Consider the following 16596-nt stretch of genomic DNA (forward strand, 5'->3'; position numbering starts at 1 on the left):
GTTATTCAGCCGTTTCCGCTTCGACGATACCCTCGCCCTCTTCCTCGAACCGGGCCGCACGGATCCGGATCTTGCTCGGCGGGTTCGCTCGCCCGTTCGACCAGATTGCCTCGTTGATCGACGGGTCGAGTCGAACCGCGTCCTCGGGCACCGAGAAGTTCGTCGCCAGATGGGTTCGGATGATCGACAGCGCCTTGTCTGCTCGTTTGCCCTTCGCTTCGGCCTTGGCGTCGCGGAGCGGGACGGTAACGACCCGCTCTTCGAAGTCACTGGAACTCATTCGTCGGTGTCACTCCGTCGCCAGTTGCGCCGCTTCGGGTTACGGATCGTCTCGCGGTCGGTCTTGACGATGACCCACGCCGGAACCCGGCTATTCTGGTCGTTGAGCTTTCCCAGCCGCTTTTTCTTCGACTTCGTCTTCTTGCTCATAGTACATCCGTCTTCCCTGTCGGCGCTTAAATGTGTGTCCCTTTCCCCGAATCACGTGTGTCCTGCCAGCGACGGTCTCAGAGCAGTTTGTTCACCGTCCCGTCTCAGAGACGTGCGTTCAGCGTTCGGACTCAGATGGGCGAGTTCAGCGTTCCGAAATACACCTGCCAGGCGAGTAGGGACTTCGCCACGAGACTCAACAGGATGTAGACGCGCTCCCCGAAGAGGTAGTCCGTCCAGCGCCACCACTCGCGGTACTGGAGGATCATATTGATCGCAAAGAGGTTGAAAAAGACGAAAATCGAGACGTAGATGTAGATCACGAACTCGGGGAAGTCACCGCCGCTTGCGGTCACAGACCCGATAAAGGTAATCGCGATGACCGCCCACGGAATGATTCCAGCGAATGTTCCGACATAGTACGGCGTCCAGTCGATCCGTTCGGCTCCCTCGTTTCGCTGTTCCATCAACAGGCCACTGAGGTTCATCACGGCGACCAGCGCAAACAGCGCGAGCAACGTTCCTCCGTCCCAGACCCCCGCGAGCATGCCGATTACGACGATCATCAGCGAGGCACTGACCGCGTACTCGTACCACCGGTATGGGTTCATCCCACGTTCGAGATACCGAACGTACTGCTTGTAGCGCACGGTGGCAACGACGGTGTGTGCAAGCGCTGAGAGCAACAGAAACCCCGCGACGAGCAGTGGGAGTTCGAGGTCGACCCACGAGACGGTCACGGGGGCGATCGTCTCGGTATCCGGGTAGAACTCGTATCGCGTCCGGGTCAGCGGCCAGCGGACGCTCTCCGCGAGCAGTATCATCAACACCGCCTGCACGCCATGGAGTACCGCCATGACGGCGTTCCACCGGCGGAGGCGGAGATACGCTGGGCGCTCGTGAACGGGCGTCGTGTCTCCGGATGACGATTCAGCCGAATTGGCGTCTATTTTGGACATTCAGTTGTGATATGCAATCATTCAGTAATAGCCTATGGGTGCGCCCCGATGCTGGTGGATTCCGCCGCACGATATTATCGACCGTGATAGCTGGGCCGGTGGTTTCTATACGGTCTGATCGGATCATCGATGTAATGAGACGGCGGTCGTTTCTGGCAACGGTCGGTACTGTCGGGACAGCCACGGTCAGTGGCTGTCTCGGTGAGACGGTCTTACAGGAAATAAACGGGAAGACGATCCGGGTCGAGCCACAGCAGGGCTGGGTCGAACAGATCGAGTCGGTCGGCGGGACCGGCGAGATATCCTACACCGTCCGGTCGGAGAACCAGCGGTTTCAGGTGTTTTATTTCCACAATCAGTCCGATTACGACCAGTACGAACAGTTTCGTCAGGGCGAGATGCCGGAGAATCAGCCCGAGGGACACCCAGACCTCAGCGGTATCGCGGTGTCCGACGAGCAGCGTGGGATCTACGAAGCGACCGTCCCACAGGGCGGCGGTCGCATGGACGTGACCATCGAGGAGACCCACTACTTCGTCGTCGATTACTCGAACTACGGTCTCGGCCCCACCGTCGACGAACACGACGACACGCTGCGGGCGACAGTCAACCTGGAAATCGTCGAAACATCGTTTCTCTGAACAGCGACATCGAGAGGCTGCGTCGAACCACTATAGGGGAAACCGTTCGACGGTCGAGTACGCTGGTCCGTCCGGGGTCAACTCACTTTTCGTCAGACGGATCTGCTCGACTCGCATCCGGCCGACGTCCGGGTCGCGCTCGGTCACGACGTCTTGCACGAGTTCCTTGCCCCCGGCGTGGTCCATCCGGGCGACGGTCGCATGCGGCGTGAAGTCGTGTTCCTCCGGCTCGAATCCCAGTTCGACGGTCTGTCGCTCGATTGCCTCATGGAGCCGGGTCAATTCGTCACCGCCTTCGCGGGCCCCGAGCCAGACGACGCTGATGTAATCGAGATGCGGGAAGACACCCAACCCGCCAAACTCGACCTCGAATGGCTCGACGCCGCTTTCTTCGACGGCCCCGGCGAGCGCCTCGCGGAGTTCCGACAGTCGGTCGGGGTCGGTCTCGCCGAGGAACTTCAGCGTGACGTGAACCTGTTCTGGGTCGGTCAGTCGGATCCCCCCAGCGTCCGACAGCAGTTCCTGTACCGCCTCGATCTCCGATTCGAGCCCATCGGGGTCGACGCTCACGAACAGCCGCATAGCCACAGATCGGTGACGCAGGCCTTAATGCCCTTCCCCGCCAAACGGAGGTATGGACGACGAACCCGAGGATCACCAGTTCTCGGAGGACGACGATTCGCGGTCGTCGGGCGCTCGCAGGCACCAGTTCTCGGAGGGACAGGGCTTTGGCGACCCCTACGACCCCTTCGACCTCGAAGACCAGGAGTTCGACGCCGACCCGACGACCGTCGACCCGGTCGACTCGCGGGTGCTCACTGACAGCCTCGACGACAGTCAGATCACCCCCGAGGAGGTCGACACGGAGCAACTGCTCGAGGTCGGTCTCGAATACATCCGGATCAACCGCCACGAGCAGGCGACGGGCGCACTCGAACGCGTCGCTCGCTACGCCGACGACGACTCCATCGCACAGGAGGCGTGGGTGAACAAGGGCCTTGCGCACGCCGAACTCGAAGAGTACGACGCTGCAATCGGCGCGTATCAGGAGGCACTCGACGTCGACGGGGACTCCGAGCACGCCGCCACGGCAGAGACCAACCTCGCCTACGCCCTCTGGGAGTTCGGCCGCACCGAGGAGGCGCTCGAACACGCAGAGCGCGCCGTCGAACTCGACCCGCGCTTCGGCCAGGCGTGGTACAACCGGGGCTTTTTCCTCAACGAACGCGGCCTCCCCGAGGACGCCGTCAACGCATTCGACAACGCCATCCGACTCGGCTATCGGAGTGCCGACCTGCTCGAAGAGAAGGCCATCGCGCTCGAACAGCTCGGTGAAGACGAACGCGCCGAGGAGGTCGCCGAGGAGGCCGAACAGCTCCGCTCGGAGAACGAGCAGGAACTCGTCGACAGCCAGCAGGGGGCCGCCGATGGACCCGGTCTGGCTGACGACGACCGACTCAGAGAGTGATGCCCGCGCTGTTGCTCAACGAACGCGAAACCGACAAGGGACGGCTCGTCTCGGTCTGTGACGCCGACGTCGTCGGTGAGCAGTTCGAGGACGGCGAAGTGTCGCTGTCGGTCGACGCCGACTTCTACGACGGCGAGGAGGTCGACGAGGCGGGCGTCGTCGAGAGTCTCGCACGCTGCAGCGTCGCCAACATCGTCGGCACCCGAGCCGTCGGCATCGCCATCGAACACGGCTTCGTCGACGAGGAGAACGTCCTCGAATTCGACGGGACACGCCACGCCCAGTTGCTCTGGCTGTGAACGAAGACCCGGCTAGTGCTGCGTTGTTTCGCTCGCTGGCACAATACTCAAACTAACCACGACCAATCGCCCGGACATCAGCGGTGCGTACGTTGTCTCACTCGCTGCGTCCGACGGGGAGAGCACCGTCGACACGACGAAGTCGCTGACCATCCAGTAACTCGTTTTCGGACATCACGCAAATCCCCGGTCTATTTGACCGTTCGCGGCGAGGGCACAGACGTGCGCCTCGTCCAGATCACCATTCCCTCGGGAAAGCGAGAGACGATTCTCAGCGCACTCGACGACGAGGAGATAGACTACGTCGTCACCGACGAGACGAGCAATCGCGAGACATCGGCGGTCGTGTACGTCCCGCTCCCGACGAACGCGGTCGAACCGACCCTCGACCGCCTGCGAGAAGTCGGACTGGACGACGACACCTTCACTGTCGTCCTCGAAGCGAACACCGTCATCTCTCGGCGGTTCGAAGCACTCGAGGACCGCTACGCCGAAGAGCGAGACGAGGACCGAATCGCCCGCGACGAACTGACCGCGGCCGCCGCCGATCTTGCCCCTTCGACGCGAACCTACGTGATCATGACTGTCGTGAGCGCGGTGGTCGCCACCGCCGGTCTGCTCCTCGATTCGCCAGCGGTCGTCGTCGGGTCGATGGTCATCGCGCCGCTTGTGGGTCCGGCGATGGCCGCGAGCGTCGGAACGGTGGTCAACGAACGGGAGATGTTCCGTCGGGGGGTCCGACTCCAGGTGCTCGGTCTGTTGCTGGCTGTCGGGGCTGCATTTCTCTTTGCATTTGTCGTCAGACATATCCATCTCGTGCCACCACTCGCCGATGTCACGACGATACCCGAGATACGCGAGCGCGTCTCGCCTGATTTTCTCTCGCTCATCATCGCCGTCGGCGCAGGTGTCGCTGGCATCGTCAGCCTCATGACCGGCGTCTCGGCCGCGCTCGTGGGCGTCATGATCGCCGTTGCGCTCATCCCGCCAGCGGCGACGGTTGGGATCGGTCTCGCGTGGGGCCAGCCATTCGTGAGTTTCGGCTCCGCGGTGTTGCTGCTCGTGAACGTCCTCTCGATCAATCTGTCGGCGCTGATCGCCCTGTGGTACAGCGGCTACCGGCCAGAACACTGGTTCCGGGAAGATGATGCTCGCCGTGCGACGATAAAGCGCGTCGGCATCCTCATCGTCTCGATTGCCGTTCTGTCGGCGTTTCTCGGCGGCGTCACGCTGGATTCGTTCCAGCGCGCGACAACCGAGGAACGCATTCAGGAGGAGGCCGCCGCGACCATCGAGGACTTCGAGGAAGAACACGACCTGCGGTTGCTCGGTGTGACCGTCGACTATCCGGGGGCGACGCCGTTCCAGGATCCGGAACTGGTCGTCGTCACAGTCGGCGTTCCGCCCGGCGAGACAGTCTCCGGGCTGGCGACCGAAATACGTCAAAACGTCAGCGATCGGATCGGTGCCGACGTAGAAACGCGCGTCGAGTACGTCCAGACCGAGCGGAGTTGACCGGACATTATCTATCGTCGATCGGAAGTTCCGGCTCGTAGCCAACGGCGTCGATGGCGGCCTGCAAGACTTCGTCGACATGTTCGCCCTCGACGACGCTCATCAGGAAGTCAGCGTCGGCGTCGACGTCCGAGCGGTCGACCGACGGAGTCTCTGCGAAGCGGTCCAGTTTGTTGTAGACGGTGATGACAGGAGCGTCGAACCGGCCTTCGATGTCGTCGCGGAGTTCGCGCTGTACATCGAGCGGATAGCCACACTCACCGGTCGGGTCGAGCACGACAAGCACCGCATCGGCGGCGTGAGTGAGTGCGCTGACGGCCTGTGCTTCGATCTCAGAGCGGTCTTCCGGCGGGCGGTCGAGTAGCCCCGGCGTATCGACCAGTTGATAGCGGATGTGTTCGTGGGTTATGTGACCGATCTGTATCCCGGTCGTGGTGAACGGATATGAGGCTTCCTCGTTCGTCGCGCGAGTGACGCTGTTGACGAATGAGGACTTGCCGACGTTGGGGTAGCCAGCGACGACGATTGTGGGTTCGTCCGGGCGGATATCGGGCAGGTCCCGGAGTTCCTGGCGGGCGTCCATGACCGCTTCGAGGTCCGATTCGACCTCCTCGACGACATCAGCGAGGCGGGCAAACGCCTGCTTGCGGAGCTTTCGCGCGGTATCGGTGTCGCTGTCGTACAGTCGCCCCTCGTACTCGTGGCGGATGTCGGTGGCCTTCTCGCTCGCCCAGCTAATCTCGTTGAGGTGCTTTCGCATCTCGTCGACGCTGACGATGGCGTCAGCGAGGTCACGATAGAACGGGTCGAGGGCGTCGAAATCCGGCCAGCCAGTCACGACGTTTTCGAGGTTGTCGGAGATGATGTTTGCCGCGGTCAAAAGCATCGACTGCTGGGCGTCGATCCCGGACTTGGCGCGTCCGGCGCGGGCCGCCCGCGAGAACGCCTGGTCGATGAGTTCGTCACCGAACGGCGTGTTCGGCAACTCCTCGAACGGATGGCTCATTAGCGGTCGTAGACGGTCAGCCCCTAAAAGGCCGTCCGTTGGCGCTCAGGCTGGTGAACGCGTCTCACAGCCACGGAACGACGGGCGGGAGCAACACGAACAGGTCGAGCGTCGCCAGGCCGACGGCGTGTGCCGTTATCGTCGGCACGACCGAGTTCGTCCGGTACGCGACGGTGCCGAAAAACAGCCCTGTGAGTGCCGAGACGGCCGTTTCGAGGAGACCGTGTGGGAGGTGGACGTACACGTACAGCGGGAGGTGAACGAGCACACTGGCCGGGCCGAACTGTCGAACGCCGACACAGAGCACCCCCCGAAAGTACGTCTCGACGGCGGTGACGACGGCGACGATTCCGAGGGTGTGCACCAGAAAGTCAGGCACTGCAAGTGAGGTGTCCCAGAGCGGATAGATCGCTCGCACCGAGGGGATCGAGGCCGCGACGACGTACAGCGGAGCTACTACGAGCGTGAGAAGAGCGGTCGCCCAGAGGGTGTCCCGGTCGACAGTGAAGCCGACTCTGCGCGGTGCAAGCACTAGCAACACGCCCGGAACGAGTAGATACAGTGTCGCGTCCCGGAGCACGCGCTCGTCGAGTTGATACGGCGGCGGCCACGCCGTCCATCCGACCGCGACGACCGGGATGGTCGCAAGCGCGACGAGCGCAAATCGTGACCTGGCGAGCGTACGCCAGCCGAGGTATGAATGAATACGAGGCAGCATACAGTCAGGGGATAGCTGTCAGTACGTGTGTGGCAGGTTTGAATCTGATCACCGCTGTCGATACGAGTGAGCCATACCCCCGACGATTAAGGCGTATGCATTTGAATGCAACGTATATGCCGACAGTGAGCGTTCGGTTAGCCGAGGAGGAGAAAGCGCAACTCGACCACGTCGCGGAGTTGCTCGAACAGGACAGGAGTACGACGATGCGGCAGGCGCTCAGCGAGGGCGTCGAGACGCTCCGGACCCGCCACGCCGTCGAGCGATATCAGAGCGGGGACGTGTCGGTCAACGAGGCCGCACGGCTTGCGGGCGTCTCCATCGCCGAGTGGCTCGAACTCGCGGGCGAGCGGGGGCTGACGACGCAGCTTTCCGAATCGGACCTCACCTTCGACGCCGACCGGGCGCGGGAGCTGTGACGATGGACAGCTACGTCGACGCGACGGTGCTGTACAACCTCGGACAGGTGGGCGAACTCGGGTTGCTCGAAGCGTTCGATGGTGATCTGGTGGTTCCATCGGCAGTCGCTGACGAAATCACAGTCGAGCCAGCCGCGACGAACCTCGACCGGTTTCTCGACGAAAAGCCAGTCGAGACCGACCCGGATACCGACGAGTTCGTCGAACAGGCCGAGCAGTTGCTCGGGGAATCGGGGACGAGCGACAGCTCCCTCGTCGCGGGACTGCTGGCCGCTCGCGACCGAGAGAAACAGGTGGCCTTCGTCTCAGACGACCGGCGGCTTCGAGCGGTCGCTGACGGGCTTGGCGCGACTGTCACGGGCACGTTCGGGGTCGTCGTTCGGGCGTCGATGGAGGACAAGTACTTCCCGACGACACAGGCAAAGCGCGTGATCCGCCGAACCGACCACCACGGCCTGCAGATGACCGGTCGACTCCGCGAGCGAGCGGTCGGCGAAGTCGACGGGTGAGTTATTCGTCCGTCTCGTCGGCGTCGTCGAGTCGAACCCGGTCACCGCGAGAGACGTTCTCGGCAGCGCCAGCCGGGAGTTCGAGAATGCGGTCCGCTTTGCCGACGGCGATGCTCCGCCAGGGATGCATGCGGGCGGTCTTTGTCACCTCGTCGTCGGCAAGCCAGATGACGTCGATCGGAACGCGAACGAACAGCATGTGAACGATCTGTCGGGACGGGCCACCCGTGAAGGGGAGCCAGCTATCCCCGCCACCGACCTCGAGCACCAGCGCGTAGTCGTCGGGAAGCGACGACCGACCCATCAGCCCCTTGGCCTGTGAGAGAGACGATTCGGCCACGTCGACGTTTCGTGCGAGTATCTCACGGTTCGGCGTCGAGTCCCCGATCGTGTCGTCTTGCTCGTGAACGATGCGCAACTCTGCCATACCTCCATCTCGCAGAGCATCGGCAAAAGTCTGTTTGCCAGACGGCGCTGCCGAAGTCGTCAGCGCTCCAACGGAACGCCGCGCCGATGTTCGGTCAGATTCGTTCGTCTCCAGCCGAGGAGTCCGCACACCTGTCGACGCTCACGCTCGGACTCCCGCCACCGTGAGGAGTGTCCCTGGTGCGGATCTGCACGGCGTGAACCGTCTCGGTCGCGTCGTCGACGACCGATGCAGCCCCCGGACGCTCCGGCATCCGTTCGTCGAGTGAACGGCGTGCGTAGGTCGGTCGGGCCTCGCGAAGCGCCGTGATGTCGGCGCGTGCGGTCAGGCGATGCGAGACGAGAATGTCCGACTGGGCGACTCCGACCGGAGGGATCGCACTGGGTTGTTGCGTGGCCACGACGAGACTGACACCCGGGGCGCGCCCGCGAGTCAGGATCCGTTCGAGCGCGTGCTGGGCAACGCCAGCGAAAAACGTGTGCGCTTCGTCGACGAGCAGCCACGGCAGGCGGTCGACTGCTCCGGTCACACGAGCGCGGTACAGCGTCTCCCCGACGGCTCTGCAGACAGCGTTCATCGGCGCGCTGTCGAGGCCAGACAGGTCGAGAACAGTGATGCGGTCGGTCGCGAGCGCCGAAGCGTCGAGTCCATCCTTGTCAAATACGTTCCACGAGTCGGCCAGTTGGATGTGATTGAGCGCGCCACGACTGTGTGTTTCGGGTGCGTCGGCAGCCTCGACGTGTGCGCGCATGGTCGACAGCGTCGAGGCCTCCGCTGTGGCCTGCCAGAGCAGACTCCCGGGCCCGCTTTCGGGAGAGAGTCCGAGCAGGTCACACCACGACCGCGGGTCGAGCGTGTCGGGAGTGACCCAGGGGTCGTCGATCACGTCAGCGGGAACGGGATCACCCTCGGCGGGTTCGGTGAGCGTGTCGAAGATACCCATCGGGTCGACGACGACGGGCGCGACGCCGTCGGTTCGGGCGAGTTCCTCGGCGATGACGCCGATCGTGTAGGACTTGCCGTAGCCGCGCTTTCCGACCACACAGACCGCGTGCGGACCGTCGAGGTCGACCCGTAGCGGTGCGCCCTCGCTGCCGTCGAGCGCGCGGTAGGTCCCGAGCAGTCCCGTCGGGCGGTCGTCGTCGGTCGCACGACCGATGACGAAGGTCATGGCCCGGGATGGACACGCCCTCGTATTTGAAGGTGGGGCCAGACTGAAGGTCAGTCCGGGCGAAGAGGACGTATGGACGAGTCGGACGGGTCAGGCTCGGGATCAGATGGGGACAGATCCACGAGTTCGGGGACAGACACCCCGCGTTCGGTCGGCGTCGAGGACCCATACAGCGTCGTCGAGACGTGTGACTTTCTCACCGACGACGGCCGCTGTCGCTTCGCGGTCGAACACAGCGACCGCGACCCACAGTTCGCGAACGAGCGCCGCGCCGAGGAGTTTCGCTGTCCGGTCGCGGGCGACCCGGACGAGACGGGGCCGACCGGGCCGTGGGAGTGGGCCGACTGTCCGCACTTTCGGTGTCGGAACCGCGAACGAGCGTGTCGGCGCTGTGGCCTCGAAGAGGTACGACTGGCACACGAGGAGACACGCCCGCTGTTAGAGGAGCACCATCTCTCGTATGCGGACAGATCATCGCAGGGGTCGGGCGACACCGACCACGAGATAACCGTCTATCTCTGTCGGTGGTGTCACGCGAAGGTCCACGATTCGTGGGCACGGATCGACGACGACGCCACGCCAGATGCGGAGGCAATCGCCGAACGCGAGCAGCGTCGGTCCCAGGAACAGCGGGAACTGGGCTTCGAGTCGGCGTCACAGCGGAGCGCTGACCGCTGAGAACGCAAACACCGTCTGTGAGATACGAACATCCTTTTGCTGGCAGCACCGATCAACGGTATGTCTCAGGAGACGAATCATCCGACTGATCTCGGGCACGTCCACCTGAAAGTCAAGGGTCTCGACCGGTCGATTGCGTTCTACACGGACGTGCTCGGACTCGCCGTCGAGGAGCGGATTGGGTCCTTTGCCTTTCTGACCTACGGCGACCACCACCACGACGTTGCGCTGCAGGCCGTCCCCGATTCGGCGCCCGACCCGGGCCCGGGTGTGGGCCTCTATCACGCCGCCTTCGAGGTTCCAGACGAGATGGCGCTGGAGCGAACCTACGACCGACTGCAGGATCGAGACGTGGCTGTCTCGCCAGTCGACCACGGGATCAGCAAGGCGCTGTACTTCGACGACCCGAGCGGGAACGGTCTCGAAGTGTATCTCGACACCAGAGCGGAAAACGACATCCACGAGTGGGACGGGACCAACGCACCGTTCGACCCCCGTGCGTGAACCGCTATCTGGGGACCGACTCCGCACGGTCCAAGTCGATTTCGAGTGCGCGCGTCTCGTGATCGTCTTCGATCGATACCGTTCCACCATTCTGTTCGGTCAGCCAGTACACAAGCCAGAGTTCGACGCCGTAGCCGTGGTTGAACACGTCCTCAGTTCGCTGTTCGAGCGCAGAGAGGTCGGCGTTCGGAATCGTCTGGTTCTGATCGACGACACAGACACAGACGGTGTCGTCCTCGGCAGTCACCTCGACGCGGAGCGTCGGCGACGCTCTGCTGTACATGAGCGCGCTCTCGACGATGTTGTCGATGACGATGCCGAACTGCCTGTCGGCGTACACCCACGCGGCGTCGGGGAGCGAGACGGTGACGTCGATGTCCGGATACCGCGAGCGGAGCAGTTCGATCCGTTCTTCGATCACCGGGACGAGATCGGTCGGCGTCGCCTGTGAATCGCGCGCCTCCGCGGCGATGTTGATCCGACGGACCTTCTCGGTGAGGTCGACGAGCGCCTGTATCTTCTGTTCGGCCTTGTCGAGTTCCGCTCGCTGTGGGTCGTCGACGCTGTCGCGCACGTTGTCGAGATGCGCAAGCACGACAGTCATATCGTTTCGGAGGTTGTGCTGAAGCACCCGGTAGAGCACTGACTTGCGGAGGCGGAGTCGCTCGGTCGTCCGGTGGAGTTCGTAGGTCAGGCCGACGAGCGCACCCGCGCCGGTCGTTGCAGCAATAATCACGATCAGCGCGACGGTCAGTTCCGGCGACGGGAGAAACAGTTCAGCCGTGAGGTGTCCACCAACGAGAACGAGCGTTACGAGACCAGTTCCGACCGCCCCGTACTGAGCGATCCGCCAGACCTGATTGCTGTCGAGTTCGCTCCTTCGAAGCAAATAGACGACCGCACAGAGGACCATAATGGCGAGAAATCCGGGGAGTGTCCACAGTGCAAAAGACGGCCCCTCCAGCGTAACCAGCCCTGCAAGAATTACAAACATGGTGACGATAAGAACCAGCAGATATCCCTCACCCAACGTTCGCTTCGAGAGCGAGTTCCAGGTAGACCGTCGCAGACTCATCTCCACAGCTAATACTGATCCCATCGTTGATTTAGAGGTTGTGGCCGAAGTATCGGATCTGATATCGGAGAAAACATAGCGTAATCGCCACACGAGAGATAGTTACGAAGAATAGAGTGAACGCTGAGCACATTTTCGTCAGGTTGTCACGTGGGGCAAATTGTTTGAGCAAGTCCATCCAAGGGGGGCTATGGACCCAGACCTCGACAGATTCAGTTCACGCCGGTCGACTGTGTACGCGCCGAACGGCGCTGTCGCGACGAGTCAACCACTCGCCGCGCAGGCGGGCGTTTCTATCCTGCGGGCGGGCGGCAACGCCTTCGACGCTGCCGTTGCAACCGCCGCCGCACTCAACGTCGTCGAACCGACGAGCACCGGAATCGGCGGCGACGCCTTCGCCTGCTATCGGACAGCAGATGGCGACGTCGGAGCGATGCGTGCGACGGGCCACTCGCCGAAGGGCGCGACGAGAGAGCGCGTCAGAGACGCAGTCGCGAGTGAACGAGACGCCGCGCCCGAGGACGTCTCGATGCCGGAAGCAGGCCCGCACACCGTGACCGTCCCGGGTACCGCGCGAGGCTGGGAAGCGACCGTCGAGAAACATGGCCGACTCACGCTCGCGGCGGTGCTCGAACCGGCAATCGAGTACGCCACCGAGGGCTATCCCGTCACGGAAGTCGTCGCTGACCAGTGGACACACGGGGAGGATCTGTTCACCGATGACAACGCTCGTGAGGCGTACCTGTTCGACGGACGTTCACCCCGCGTCGGTGAGACGGTTCGACTCCCCCAACTCGGAGAATCGCTCACCCGCATCGCCGAGGACGGCGCTGACGTGGTCTACGAGGGCGACATCGCCGAAGCAATCGCAACCGAAGTGCAAGAGCAGGGCGGATTTCTGACGGTCGACGACCTGCAAAAGCTCGAAGTCGAGTGGGTCGACCCGCTCTCGACGACGTACAACGGCTGTAAGATATTCGAGCTCGGTCCGAACAATCAGGGGCAGATCGCTCTCGAAGCACTCAACATCGCCGAAGCGATCGACGCCGGGTCGCATCCATACGACTCGCCCGAGCGCGTCCACGCCTTCGCTGAGGCGATGAAACTCGCCTTCGTCGACGGGCACTACTACATCACCGACCCCGAAGCAGAACCGGTCAGGAAGCTCCACACGAAACCGTACGCACGCGAGCGCGCCGAATTGGTCGGCGAGGAACCGCTGCAGGACGTCTCCGTCGGGACGCCGGGAGCGGTCGGCGAAGACGCGGACACCGTGCTGTTGACAGTCGCCGACGACGCGGGGAATCTCGTCTCCTTTATCAACTCCCGGTTTACCGGCTTCGGGAGCGGGGTCGTGGCTGGCGACACCGGGATTGCTCTCCAGAGTCGCGGCTCGTCGTTCTCGCTCGACCCGGACCGACCAAACCGGCTGGAACCGGAAAAGCGCCCCTTCCACACGCTCGTCCCGGCGCTTGCGCGCTTCGGCCCGGACGACTGGATGGCCTTCGGCGTCATGGGCGGGTACATGCAGCCACAGGGCCACGTGCAAGTCATCTCGAATCTCGTCGATTACGACATGCCGCTACAGGCCGCGCTCGACGCACCGCGGTGGCGATACCGGGAGAGCGGCATGCTCGCAGTCGAAGAGCGGATGCCCGACGGAATCGCCTCGAAACTCGCGCGCCGGGGCCACGACATCCGGATCGACCCGCCACCGCAGTTCGGCGGCGCGCAGGCAGTCCGAAACGACGGCGGAACGCTCTCGGGGGCGACCGAACCCCGGAAGGATGGACAGGTCTCGGGCTACTGACCACCGAGTGAGTCGTCGAGCACGACCAGTTGCCGAAGAACGGGGAGCATTTACCTCCGGATCGCATACAGCGGCTAATGACACACATCGACGTGGTGGACAACCACGGCCAGTTCACCCATCTGGAGCAGCGGGCGCTGCGGGACATGGGCGTGGACGTCGAACTGATCGACAACGAGACGCCGCCTGGCGACATCGACGCCGACGGACTCGTCCTCTCCGGGGGCCCGGACATTTCGGATATCGGCAACTGCCCCGCGTATCTCGATCTGGACATCCCCGTCTTCGGGATCTGTCTCGGGATGCAGATCATCGCAGCGGAACTCGACGGGCGAGTCGGCCCGGGCGAGTACGGCGGATATGCCGACGTTACCGTCCAGATAACTGACGAGACAGACCCACTCGTGGGGTCGCTCGCACCCGAAACCCGCGTGTGGGCCAGCCACGCCGACGAAGTCAAGGAAGTCCCCTCGGGCTTTACCCGAACGGCGCGCAGCGACGTCTGTGGCGTCGAGGCGATGAGCGACACTGACCGTGCCCTGTTCGGCGTTCAGTGGCACCCCGAAGTCGCCCACACGGAGGAGGGTGAGGAAGTGTTCGAGAACTTCATCGAATACTGCAACGCGCACTGAATTCGGCTTCTTTCAACGATCAAACGATCAACGCGATGCCCAGTCTCGGACCCAAACTGAGAGACGAATATCTCCGATCTGGATTCGAATCGATAGACGTGGACGGGAAGGAGGATCGGGTATCTTTAATATCGGTCACTGTATTCTTTTGATAGATGACAGCAACTCGGAGCACCCTTGCAGGGCTCTCACGGTTCATCTTCGTGACCCCGCGCTGGTACGCGAGCGATACGCTGTCACTGGTATTTGCGGCGTTTGCTGGCATCTTCGTGTTCGACTCGTCGTTCCTGCTGGACGACCTGTATCGGGGCGTGTTCTACATCGGTATTCCAACTGTCGCTGCCGCCTTTCTCACCCCCTATCTCGACCAGCGCCTCGGCGGGCAGTTCACCCGCGACCGGTCCTCACTGCTCGCGCTCTCCTGTGAGATATTCATCATCGTCTTGCTGGTCGGCGCGAACATCGTGGGGCTTCTGTTCGGACTGACCCAGCAGTTGATCTTCGACGCGTTGCTCATCGCGCTCGCGACGATTTTCGGCTTCAGGTTGCTGGTCCTGCTCGCCGTCTCACAGCAGTCGCTCGTTCGAGCGATCATCCCCGCCAGCGTCCAGACGGTGGCGACGGCGTTCATGCTGTTTGTCTACAGCGGGACGCTGTACTATCTGGAAGTCGGTGGCCCGCTCATCCAGACGTATCTGGCCCGGCCGGAGACGGCCGCGCCGGAACTCAGAAACAGCATCTTCCCCTTTGACTTCGTGTTGCTCGCTATCCTCTGTGTGATCCATGCGGTGGCTGTGCTCGCGTTCATCCGCAGTATCGACCAGCCCTGGCGGCGAGGGATGGGCGTCTCGCTGTTGAGCTTTATCGGGGGGTTCATCGGACATCTCACCGAGGATACGGCGAAGCTCGAACAGTTCTTCGAGAAACTCGGCGAAGACGCGCTCGTTCCGATCGACGTCGTCTCCTTTCAGACACAGGACGGAGCCGAGAAGGCACAGTTCGTGCTGCCGATGGTTCACCCTGGTCCGATGGGTGAAATCGGCGGCGGCGCACTGCCGGAACGGCTGGCCGAACAGACAGAAGGGCTCGCGTTCACGCCCCACGCGACGGCGAGTCACGATTTCAATCCGGTCACCGAGCGACAGACCGACGTCATCTGTGACGCCGTCAACAGCGTCCAAGAGCAGATAACCTACGCTGATACAGCAACGCGGGGGATCCGCGAACTGGAAGGCTCTGCGACGCTCACGGGAATTGCCTTCGGCGAGACGGGGCTGGTCGTCAACTCCTACGCGCCCCACAGCGCGGACGACATCGAGTACTCGGTCGGACTCTCGGCGCGGTCGGAAGCGAGCAGTGCCGGGCTCGAAGACGTGCTCGTGGCCGACGCGCACAACTGCAACAACGGGTACGACAGGGCAGAGATCGGGCTGGTCGAACCCGGAAGCCAGGCCTCGTTCGACCTCATCGAAGGGGCGGGCAAACTCGGGACGAGACTGGCCGAAGCCGACCAACAGCAACTCTCCTTAGGTATCGCCGAAGACGAGACGCCCTGGGGGATCGAAGAGGGCTTTGGCTCGCTCGGCATTCGCGTCGCGGTGTTCGAGAGCGGCGACCACCGCACCGCGTACATCCTCATCGACGGCAACAACCTCCAGGGTGGCCTGCGCGAGCGAATCATCGAAGCCGTCGAGCGCGTCGACCTGGTCGAAGTGATGACGACGGACACCCACGTCGTCAACACGGTGGATGCCGAGAACAAGGTCGGCGAGGCGATACCGGCCCACGAGTGCATCGACCTCATCAGAGAACTCGTCGACGAAGCGATCGACGACCTCGAACCGGTCGACGTCGGCAGCGGGTCGACGCTGACCGAAGTGACCGTGTTCGGAAACGACCGAACTGAGACGCTCGCGAGTCACGCCAACGCCCTGGTCTCGATGGGAACCGCGCTGGCGCTCACCTTCACGCTCGCCGTCCTGCTGGTGAGTGTCCTCGTGTTCATCATCGCGGCACAGCTCATCTGAATCTGCGTCGATTCCTCAGACTCTCAAGAAAGAGAGTACAGCCCTCACTCTCGTTCGGGCAGAAGTGCCGAGGGTGAGATTTGAACTACGCGGAGACGGTCTCTCCCGTTGATCGAGCGTGCGTCTTGTCTCGTTCAAATTCACGTTCTACGTACAGCCCTCACTCTCGTTCGGGCAGAAGCGCCGAGGGTGAGATTTGAACTACGTCAAGACGATCCGCTCGCTTCGCTCTCGGCTGCGACTCCTCTCATTCAAATCTCGATGGCGTTCTCACTCACGAGTGGAGCGACACGCACAGCGGTCGCTCCC

At 62.9% G+C, this 16596-nt stretch carries 20 protein-coding genes; 11 read left to right on the top strand and 9 right to left on the bottom strand.

Annotated features, from left to right (window positions below):
• Position 1 precedes the first annotated feature (1 nt).
• The 3 genes from ACMGFL_RS12890 to heR form a co-directional block, all read right to left on the bottom strand.
• Complete coding sequence (locus ACMGFL_RS12890) at positions 2–280, bottom strand: 50S ribosomal protein L31e (protein WP_436935942.1); 279 nt, start codon at positions 278–280, stop codon at positions 2–4.
• Positions 277–429, bottom strand: a complete 153-nt coding sequence (locus tag ACMGFL_RS12895; protein WP_436935943.1) for a 50S ribosomal protein L39e — start codon at positions 427–429, stop codon at positions 277–279. Before ACMGFL_RS12895 ends, ACMGFL_RS12890 begins: the two co-directional genes overlap by 4 nt.
• 131 nt (positions 430–560) lie before the next feature.
• Positions 561–1388 carry a heliorhodopsin HeR gene (gene heR, locus ACMGFL_RS12900; RefSeq protein WP_436935944.1) on the bottom strand — a complete coding sequence of 276 codons (828 nt, stop codon included), beginning with the start codon at positions 1386–1388 and terminating at the stop codon, positions 561–563.
• 134 nt (positions 1389–1522) lie between these two features.
• Here heR and ACMGFL_RS12905 point away from each other — a divergent pair, with 134 nt between their 5' ends.
• Positions 1523–2029 carry a hypothetical protein gene (locus ACMGFL_RS12905; protein WP_436935945.1) on the top strand — a complete coding sequence of 169 codons (507 nt, stop codon included), beginning with the start codon at positions 1523–1525 and terminating at the stop codon, positions 2027–2029.
• Between the two features lie 30 nt (positions 2030–2059).
• Here the strand turns inward: ACMGFL_RS12905 and thpR are convergent, their stop codons facing one another.
• Complete coding sequence (thpR, locus tag ACMGFL_RS12910; protein ID WP_436935946.1) at positions 2060–2611, bottom strand: RNA 2',3'-cyclic phosphodiesterase; 552 nt, start codon at positions 2609–2611, stop codon at positions 2060–2062.
• Positions 2612–2663: 52 nt separating this feature from the next.
• On the opposite strand from thpR, the gene ACMGFL_RS12915 reads away from it, so the two are divergent.
• The 3 genes from ACMGFL_RS12915 (at position 2664) to ACMGFL_RS12925 (ending at position 5311) form a co-directional block, all read left to right on the top strand.
• Positions 2664–3497: a tetratricopeptide repeat protein gene (locus ACMGFL_RS12915; protein WP_436935947.1), complete on the top strand. Its 834-nt coding sequence runs from the start codon at positions 2664–2666 to the stop codon at positions 3495–3497.
• Between the two features lie 8 nt (positions 3498–3505).
• Positions 3506–3796, top strand: coding sequence for a DUF424 domain-containing protein (locus ACMGFL_RS12920; protein WP_436936453.1), 291 nt, complete (start codon positions 3506–3508; stop codon positions 3794–3796).
• Between the two features lie 222 nt (positions 3797–4018).
• Positions 4019–5311 (top strand): TIGR00341 family protein, encoded by a 1293-nt coding sequence (locus ACMGFL_RS12925; RefSeq protein ID WP_436936454.1) that lies wholly within the window; start codon positions 4019–4021, stop codon positions 5309–5311.
• 7 nt (positions 5312–5318) lie between these two features.
• On the opposite strand, the gene ACMGFL_RS12930 is transcribed toward ACMGFL_RS12925, so the two are convergent.
• Positions 5319–6317 carry an NOG1 family protein gene (locus ACMGFL_RS12930; protein WP_436935948.1) on the bottom strand — a complete coding sequence of 333 codons (999 nt, stop codon included), beginning with the start codon at positions 6315–6317 and terminating at the stop codon, positions 5319–5321.
• 64 nt (positions 6318–6381) lie between these two features.
• A complete protein-coding gene (locus ACMGFL_RS12935) occupies positions 6382–7035 on the bottom strand; it encodes a CPBP family intramembrane glutamic endopeptidase (RefSeq protein ID WP_436935949.1) in 654 nt (217 codons plus the stop codon).
• Between the two features lie 116 nt (positions 7036–7151).
• On the opposite strand from ACMGFL_RS12935, the gene ACMGFL_RS12940 reads away from it, so the two are divergent.
• Together ACMGFL_RS12940 and ACMGFL_RS12945 are read left to right on the top strand one after the other, a co-directional pair.
• Positions 7152–7454 (top strand): DUF6290 family protein, encoded by a 303-nt coding sequence (locus tag ACMGFL_RS12940; protein WP_436935950.1) that lies wholly within the window; start codon positions 7152–7154, stop codon positions 7452–7454.
• A gap of 2 nt (positions 7455–7456) precedes the next feature.
• Positions 7457–7963 carry a PIN domain-containing protein gene (locus ACMGFL_RS12945; RefSeq protein ID WP_436935951.1) on the top strand — a complete coding sequence of 169 codons (507 nt, stop codon included), beginning with the start codon at positions 7457–7459 and terminating at the stop codon, positions 7961–7963.
• Between the two features lies 1 nt (position 7964).
• Here the strand turns inward: ACMGFL_RS12945 and ACMGFL_RS12950 are convergent, their stop codons facing one another.
• Positions 7965–8390 carry a DUF192 domain-containing protein gene (locus ACMGFL_RS12950; protein ID WP_436935952.1) on the bottom strand — a complete coding sequence of 142 codons (426 nt, stop codon included), beginning with the start codon at positions 8388–8390 and terminating at the stop codon, positions 7965–7967.
• 94 nt (positions 8391–8484) lie between these two features.
• A complete protein-coding gene (locus tag ACMGFL_RS12955; RefSeq protein WP_436935953.1) occupies positions 8485–9561 on the bottom strand; it encodes an ATP-binding protein in 1077 nt (358 codons plus the stop codon).
• Between the two features lie 72 nt (positions 9562–9633).
• On the opposite strand from ACMGFL_RS12955, the gene ACMGFL_RS12960 reads away from it, so the two are divergent.
• Both ACMGFL_RS12960 and ACMGFL_RS12965 read left to right on the top strand, forming a co-directional pair.
• The gene (locus tag ACMGFL_RS12960; protein WP_436935954.1) at positions 9634–10239 is read left to right on the top strand and encodes a DUF7097 family protein; all 606 of its coding nucleotides are present in this window, start codon (positions 9634–9636) and stop codon (positions 10237–10239) included.
• A 60-nt stretch (positions 10240–10299) separates the two neighbouring features.
• Positions 10300–10743, top strand: coding sequence for a VOC family protein (locus ACMGFL_RS12965; protein ID WP_436935955.1), 444 nt, complete (start codon positions 10300–10302; stop codon positions 10741–10743).
• Between the two features lie 4 nt (positions 10744–10747).
• Here ACMGFL_RS12965 and ACMGFL_RS12970 read toward each other — a convergent pair whose 3' ends face one another.
• Positions 10748–11818: a sensor histidine kinase gene (locus ACMGFL_RS12970; protein WP_436935956.1), complete on the bottom strand. Its 1071-nt coding sequence runs from the start codon at positions 11816–11818 to the stop codon at positions 10748–10750.
• 190 nt (positions 11819–12008) lie between these two features.
• Between ACMGFL_RS12970 and ggt the strand changes: the two genes are divergently transcribed.
• The 3 genes from ggt to ACMGFL_RS12985 all read left to right on the top strand — a co-directional run bounded on the left by ggt (position 12009) and on the right by ACMGFL_RS12985 (position 16287).
• Positions 12009–13628, top strand: coding sequence for a gamma-glutamyltransferase (gene ggt, locus ACMGFL_RS12975; RefSeq protein ID WP_436935957.1), 1620 nt, complete (start codon positions 12009–12011; stop codon positions 13626–13628).
• 77 nt (positions 13629–13705) lie between these two features.
• The gene (locus ACMGFL_RS12980) at positions 13706–14260 is read left to right on the top strand and encodes a GMP synthase subunit A (RefSeq protein ID WP_436935958.1); all 555 of its coding nucleotides are present in this window, start codon (positions 13706–13708) and stop codon (positions 14258–14260) included.
• Positions 14261–14415: 155 nt separating this feature from the next.
• Entirely contained in the window at positions 14416–16287 is a 1872-nt protein-coding gene (locus tag ACMGFL_RS12985) for a DUF2070 family protein (protein ID WP_436935959.1), read from the top strand.
• The last annotated feature ends 309 nt before the right edge of the window (positions 16288–16596 follow it).

It is taken from the genome of Halovenus marina (genome assembly GCF_051414115.1).
Taxonomy (GTDB): domain Archaea; phylum Halobacteriota; class Halobacteria; order Halobacteriales; family Haloarculaceae; genus Halovenus; species Halovenus marina.

Bases quoted from the DNA above. Each gene is read 5' to 3' on its own strand.
- ACMGFL_RS12890 (WP_436935942.1), bottom strand. From the start codon at position 280: ATGAGTTCCAGTGACTTCGAAGAGCGGGTCGTTACCGTCCCGCTCCGC.
- ACMGFL_RS12895 (WP_436935943.1), bottom strand. From the start codon at position 429: ATGAGCAAGAAGACGAAGTCGAAGAAAAAGCGGCTGGGAAAGCTCAAC.
- heR (WP_436935944.1), bottom strand. From the start codon at position 1,388: ATGTCCAAAATAGACGCCAATTCGGCTGAATCGTCATCCGGAGACACG.
- ACMGFL_RS12905 (WP_436935945.1), top strand. From the start codon at position 1,523: ATGAGACGGCGGTCGTTTCTGGCAACGGTCGGTACTGTCGGGACAGCC.
- thpR (WP_436935946.1), bottom strand. From the start codon at position 2,611: ATGCGGCTGTTCGTGAGCGTCGACCCCGATGGGCTCGAATCGGAGATC.
- ACMGFL_RS12915 (WP_436935947.1), top strand. From the start codon at position 2,664: ATGGACGACGAACCCGAGGATCACCAGTTCTCGGAGGACGACGATTCG.
- ACMGFL_RS12930 (WP_436935948.1), bottom strand. From the start codon at position 6,317: ATGAGCCATCCGTTCGAGGAGTTGCCGAACACGCCGTTCGGTGACGAA.
- ACMGFL_RS12935 (WP_436935949.1), bottom strand. From the start codon at position 7,035: ATGCTGCCTCGTATTCATTCATACCTCGGCTGGCGTACGCTCGCCAGG.
- ACMGFL_RS12940 (WP_436935950.1), top strand. From the start codon at position 7,152: ATGCCGACAGTGAGCGTTCGGTTAGCCGAGGAGGAGAAAGCGCAACTC.
- ACMGFL_RS12945 (WP_436935951.1), top strand. From the start codon at position 7,457: ATGGACAGCTACGTCGACGCGACGGTGCTGTACAACCTCGGACAGGTG.
- ACMGFL_RS12950 (WP_436935952.1), bottom strand. From the start codon at position 8,390: ATGGCAGAGTTGCGCATCGTTCACGAGCAAGACGACACGATCGGGGAC.
- ACMGFL_RS12955 (WP_436935953.1), bottom strand. From the start codon at position 9,561: ATGACCTTCGTCATCGGTCGTGCGACCGACGACGACCGCCCGACGGGA.
- ACMGFL_RS12960 (WP_436935954.1), top strand. From the start codon at position 9,634: ATGGACGAGTCGGACGGGTCAGGCTCGGGATCAGATGGGGACAGATCC.
- ACMGFL_RS12965 (WP_436935955.1), top strand. From the start codon at position 10,300: ATGTCTCAGGAGACGAATCATCCGACTGATCTCGGGCACGTCCACCTG.
- ACMGFL_RS12970 (WP_436935956.1), bottom strand. From the start codon at position 11,818: ATGAGTCTGCGACGGTCTACCTGGAACTCGCTCTCGAAGCGAACGTTG.
- ggt (WP_436935957.1), top strand. From the start codon at position 12,009: ATGGACCCAGACCTCGACAGATTCAGTTCACGCCGGTCGACTGTGTAC.
- ACMGFL_RS12980 (WP_436935958.1), top strand. From the start codon at position 13,706: ATGACACACATCGACGTGGTGGACAACCACGGCCAGTTCACCCATCTG.
- ACMGFL_RS12985 (WP_436935959.1), top strand. From the start codon at position 14,416: ATGACAGCAACTCGGAGCACCCTTGCAGGGCTCTCACGGTTCATCTTC.